The 4,983-nt window shown below is 57.6% G+C and carries 4 protein-coding genes; 1 reads left to right on the top strand and 3 read right to left on the bottom strand.

Features of this window, described 5'->3' with window-relative positions; genetic code table 11:
- Nucleotides 1-9: 9 nt before the first annotated feature.
- Entirely contained in the window at nt 10-1,686 is a 1,677-nt protein-coding gene (locus ACODRZ_RS26340; protein WP_488986297.1) for a recombinase family protein, read from the bottom strand.
- Nucleotides 1,687-2,133: 447 nt separating this feature from the next.
- Here ACODRZ_RS26340 and dinB point away from each other — a divergent pair, with 447 nt between their 5' ends.
- The gene (dinB, locus tag ACODRZ_RS26335; protein WP_488986296.1) at nt 2,134-3,099 is read left to right on the top strand and encodes a DNA polymerase IV; all 966 of its coding nucleotides are present in this window, start codon (nt 2,134-2,136) and stop codon (nt 3,097-3,099) included.
- 269 nt (nt 3,100-3,368) lie between these two features.
- On the opposite strand, the gene ACODRZ_RS26330 is transcribed toward dinB, so the two are convergent.
- Together ACODRZ_RS26330 and ACODRZ_RS26325 are read right to left on the bottom strand one after the other, a co-directional pair.
- Entirely contained in the window at nt 3,369-3,611 is a 243-nt protein-coding gene (locus ACODRZ_RS26330; RefSeq protein ID WP_036528183.1) for a response regulator, read from the bottom strand.
- Between the two features lie 132 nt (nt 3,612-3,743).
- Nucleotides 3,744-4,637 (bottom strand): SDR family oxidoreductase, encoded by an 894-nt coding sequence (locus ACODRZ_RS26325; protein ID WP_036528184.1) that lies wholly within the window; start codon nt 4,635-4,637, stop codon nt 3,744-3,746.
- Nucleotides 4,638-4,983 lie beyond the last annotated feature (346 nt).

The raw sequence follows: 4,983 nt of genomic DNA, 5'->3' as shown, positions 1-4,983 counted from the left end.
GTAGCTATCTCATAACCTGAAGGTCGTAGGTTCAAATCCTACCCCCGCAACCATCGATACTTGTAATTGGCTGTCCTCAGAATCCGTCGACCTAAGTCCCGCCTTTGAGCGGGCTTTCCGCTGTCTGTGCGCGATCGATAGCATGCCCGCCAGATCGCCTCGGACCTCGATTTCCAGGCTGTCGCCTACTGGCGTGAGTGTTATTTCGTCGATCAATGATCGGATGATCTCTGATGCTTCGAAGCGTTTGGCTTCGTCGGCATGGTCGAGCGTCTTTGCCAAATTGTCGAGCTGCGCGCGGTAGTGGTGCGCCATGCTCGGATGTAGGAGCGGAGGCGGTTGATCGCCGTCATCCAATTCGCGCTGGAGTACCTTCATACGCGCTTCCATCGCCAGCATCTTGGCATTGATCTTATCTGCGGTTCCGCCGGCAAGAATGAGATCGACCATCTTTTCGAGATCACGGTCGATCTTCTTTATCTCGGCCTCTGCCGATTCTCTTCCGGCAGCTGCAAGTCGCCGAATGTTGTTTGTCTCCCTTGTGAATTCCGCGCAAAATTCAGCAAACAGGGATGGGTCCATAAGATGGCCGCGCAGCGCGGCCAGAACGCGTTCCTCCAGGTGGTCGCGCCGCATGGTTCGACGGTTGCTGCAAGTGCCTTTGTTCCATGCCGATGAGCAGCCGAGGCCAGTTGCTGAGGTAACCGAGTAGGTCCCTCCACAGGATCCACACTTCAGCAGACCTGAAAGTAAATATCTCTGCCGGCGACGCTGCCATAACGGCAGGGGAGAACTGCAGTCGCTTTGTGGTCCGATCGCACATTTCGCTTGGCGATCCTTGACCTTCTTCCAGAGATCGCCATCAACGATGCGGAGATCCGGAACTTCCTGGATAACCCACTCTTCTTCAGGATTCGGGCGTGACTGGCGCCTTCCAGTATCCGGATCCTTGACGAAGCGCAGTCGGTTCCAGATTATCCTTCCGATATACATCTCATTGTTGAGTATGCCGGTACCTCTCTTGGGATTTCCGTTGATTGTACTTGCACCCCAGGCGCCACCTGAAGGGCCGGGAATTCCCTCTGCGTTCAGCCTGTACGCGATCCGCTGCCCGGACTTTCCAGCAGCGTATTCACGAAAGATACGTCGAACGATATCGGCTTGCTGTGGGTTAATCGATCGATCGCCACGATCCAATTCGCCGTTTGCCAAGAGACGTCTGACAACGTCATAACCATAGGAGTTACCGCCGCCTGATTTACCTAGTTCTACGCGTCCACGCAGGCCGCGGCGCGTCTTGTCGGCCAGGTCTTTCAGGAACAGTGCATTCATAGTGCCTTTGAGGCCGACATGCAGATGCGTGACTTCGCCTTCAGACAGAGTAATGATCTTCACGTCAGAATAGGCCATTCGTTTAAAAAGGCCTGCAATATCCTCCTGGTCCCGGGAGAGCCGGTCCATTGCTTCAGCCAGGACGATATGAAACCGACCGCGGTTTGCATCACTCATCAAGGCTTGCATGCCTGGTCGCAACAACGAGGCACCCGAAATCGCATGGTCGGTGTATTCTTCGGCGATTTGCCATCCCTGCTTTTCGGCGTGAATGCGGCAGATGCGTAGTTGATCAGCGATCGAGGCATCGCGCTGGTTATTAGAAGAATAGCGGGCGTAGATCGCAACTTTCACAGCGCAAGGCCTCATTTCTCAGGAGCGGTCAAGCGGCTGCTCCTCATTCATCTCCTGATACGCTTCGCGTGCGGCTATTCTGGCAAGCAGGCGAACCAACTCAATCAAACGACGATCTGAGCAACCACGGTGACTCTCGGATGTAAGCCGGCACCCCTGCGTCGAATGGGGCGGCGTCACCCGTCGTCTGCGGTGGCCCACCGTCATGGTCGCGCTGTTTGCGAGATTTTGCAAGCCACCCCAACTTGCGCGATTCCCCTACGATATAAAGGGTCATGCGAAGGTCGCCTAATCACCAGATCGACCGTCAGTCGTAGGGGAGAGGATCGTTGCATCACAGCTGTCCTTGGTCCGTGAGATACCAGAGAACAGCCAATCAGAAACACGGGGAAGGGCAGGGGCATTTCAGTGCCGATTTGCGGCCGAAGCGCCGAAATGCGCTAGCACGTGTCAATTTTAGACGCCGATCACCCCGCTAAGGGGGTTAATTTTGCACGCCGCTCCACAGTAACAGCCCTCAAGCGCTGTCCGCACCTTGTGTTCGTCCCACCACGCTTTGATGTCTACAAAGAGGTTTCGCGGCAAATCCACGCGATTTTCGCCGACTACACTGATCTGATCCAGCCTCTGTCGCTTGATGAGGCGTATCTCGACGTCACTGCCAACAGGCGCGGTCTGCCGTCAGCGTGGCTGACCGCGAAGGAAATCCGGGCGAGGATACTCGAGGAGACTGGCCTCACGGCATCGGCCGGCATCTCGTATAACAAGTTCCTTGCGAAGCTCGCTTCCGACCAACGTAAGCCGAATGGTCAGTTCGCCGTGACACCGGACATGGGGGAAAGTTGGGTGGAAACGCTGCCGGTTTCGCGTTTCCATGGAGTGGGACCAGTGACGGCCCGTAAGATGGCCGCATTGGGGATAGAGAGCGGCGGCGATCTGAGGGCAAAATCTCTGGATTTCCTTCAGCGTCATTTCGGCAGTTCAGCGCGGTGGTACCATGGTATTGCCCGCGGCATCGACGACCGCCTGGTCAACCCAGACCGCGAGCGAAAGTCCTCAGGCTCCGAAACGACGTTTGACAGGGACCTATTTGGCAGCGATGAAATCGAAGCCGGGGTTCTTGGGCAAGCTGACGATGTCTGGGCGTGGTGCGAGCGGGCTCAAGCATTTGGTCGCACCGTAACGGTCAAGGTCAAATTCGCGGACTTTAAGCAGGTTACTCGCAGCCGCACTTTTAACGCTGTCGTCGACGGGCAAGGCGCGCTGCGAGAGGTAAGCCTCGCGCTAATTCGTTCAGTTCTTCCGACTGCCAAGGGGGTGCGTCTGGTTGGAGTCAGCGTTTCGAACTTCGGCGAGAAGATCTCCGAACCTGTATTGCCACTCTTTTCTGGTGACGCTGCGGCGGAGTGCTGAGCGATGGTATGGCCCGAAACCAGCATTTGAATGCCGTGTCACTGCCTCGGCCGCGATCGGAATACTGACATCGTTGACGCAAGCTTAGCTGGTCGGAAACGACAGAAGTCCCGGCACCTTCGGCAAGGCCGCCGTCGTGGCCTTGCAGGCGGGTACTCAGCCAAGCCCCAGCAGCGCGAGTAGTCTGAATGGCCGAAAGGCGAATGTCCGGTTCGCCGCCGAACCATAAGGATAGCTGACATTCGAGCGGGTTTCGGGCCCACTGCGTTTTAGGTCTGGTCCGGCATAGCCCTTACCTTGGCGGCGAACCGGTCAATGCCAAATGGCTTTGCGAGGAATTCGGTGCCGGGATCGAGCTGACTGTTATGAACCACAGCGTTGCGGGTGTATCCCGTGGTGTAGATCATCTTGACGTCGGGAAGAATGGCTTGCGCCCGATCGGCAGGTTCCGATACCCGGCATGATGCGGCGACCATGGCCAGCGCCGCCCTATCGCTTGCGTGGCGGATCAAAGAGACGACTCAACTCGATGTGCAATGTGTGAGCGGGCTCAATTCCGCAACACCCCCCGTGCGTCTCGCATTCGGTATCAGTCACAAGTTCCGAACTGGCGACCCGGCGAAGGGCCGGGCCGCCAGGATATCTTAAGCGATGCCGGCGCCGCCGGTCACGCCATAGACTTCTCCCGTGATGTAACTGGCCTCCTGCGAAGCGAGGAGCACGTAAACGGGCGCAATTTCTACCGGCTGCCCGGGACGACCGAACTGGCTCTGCTCGCCAAACTTGGCGACCTTTTCCTGAGGCTGGCCACCACTAGGCTGCAGCACAGTCCAGAACGGACCAGGGGCCACGACGTTGGCCCGAATGCCTTTTTCGATCAATTGTTTTGCAAGTGCCTTTGTATAGGCGACGATGCCCGCCTTGGTCGTGGCATAGTCCAGCAGAATATCGGACGGCTCATAGGCCTGAACCGACGCCGTCGTTATGACTGATGCGCCCGCGGGCAGGTGAGGAACGGCAGCCTGGGCAATCCAGTGCAATGCGTAGAGATTGGTTTTGAGGGTCTTGTCGAAATCCTGCGAACTGACCTCGGCAACGCTCTCGCGAAATTGCTGGCGACCGGCATTGATGACCAGGATATCCAGGCCGCCAAGTCCGCTCACTGCGTCCTCGACCAGCTGCTTGCTCCAGGCCTCGTCGGTAATATCGCCGGGCAAAGCCACGGCTTTGCGGCCTTCAGCTTCGATGAGGGCAAGGACTTCCTTCGCGTCCTTTTCCTCGTCAGGCAGGTAGGCAATGGCGACATCTGCACCTTCGCGCGCGTAAGCGATTGCAGCAGCACGCCCGATACCGGAATCGCCCCCTGTGATGAGAGCCTTTCGTCCTTTGAGCTTGCCGGCCCCGACATAGCTGTCCTCGCCATGATCAGGCTTGGGGTCCATTTCCGCGGCAACGCCGGGCGCCGTCTGCGGCTGTTCTGGAAACGGGGGCTGCGGATACTGTGTGCGAGGATCTTGCAGTGCGAGGCGGTCGGTCATGAACGCTCCTGTCATTTGGATGGGCCCGCTCTCGGAAGCGGGCAGGCAAGAACCAAAACAGCCGCGATGTGCCTGGTTCCATATCTCATCCAGTCCGGCGCCGAAGATGCGCCAGGGCGTTCTTCGGCAGACGCTGCCCGACAAGAATACCCTTTGTTCATGAACGGCGTGCTGCTGGCCCTGTCACGACGCTGACAGTTCCGAATTGGCCCGATCGCCACCACGCCTTGTCATTTATCGATGCGGGGTAATTTGATACGGCAAGTCTGGATTAACGGAGTCATCCATTAACCCGGGTTATTCACGAGCCCGCCGCTCTGGTGTGTCCCGAGTTTGATCGGTGTTT

Source organism: Novosphingobium sp. FG90 (assembly GCF_057808725.1).
Note: the sequence above shows the minus strand (reverse complement) of the source record. Positions and strands in the feature narration are given on the sequence as shown.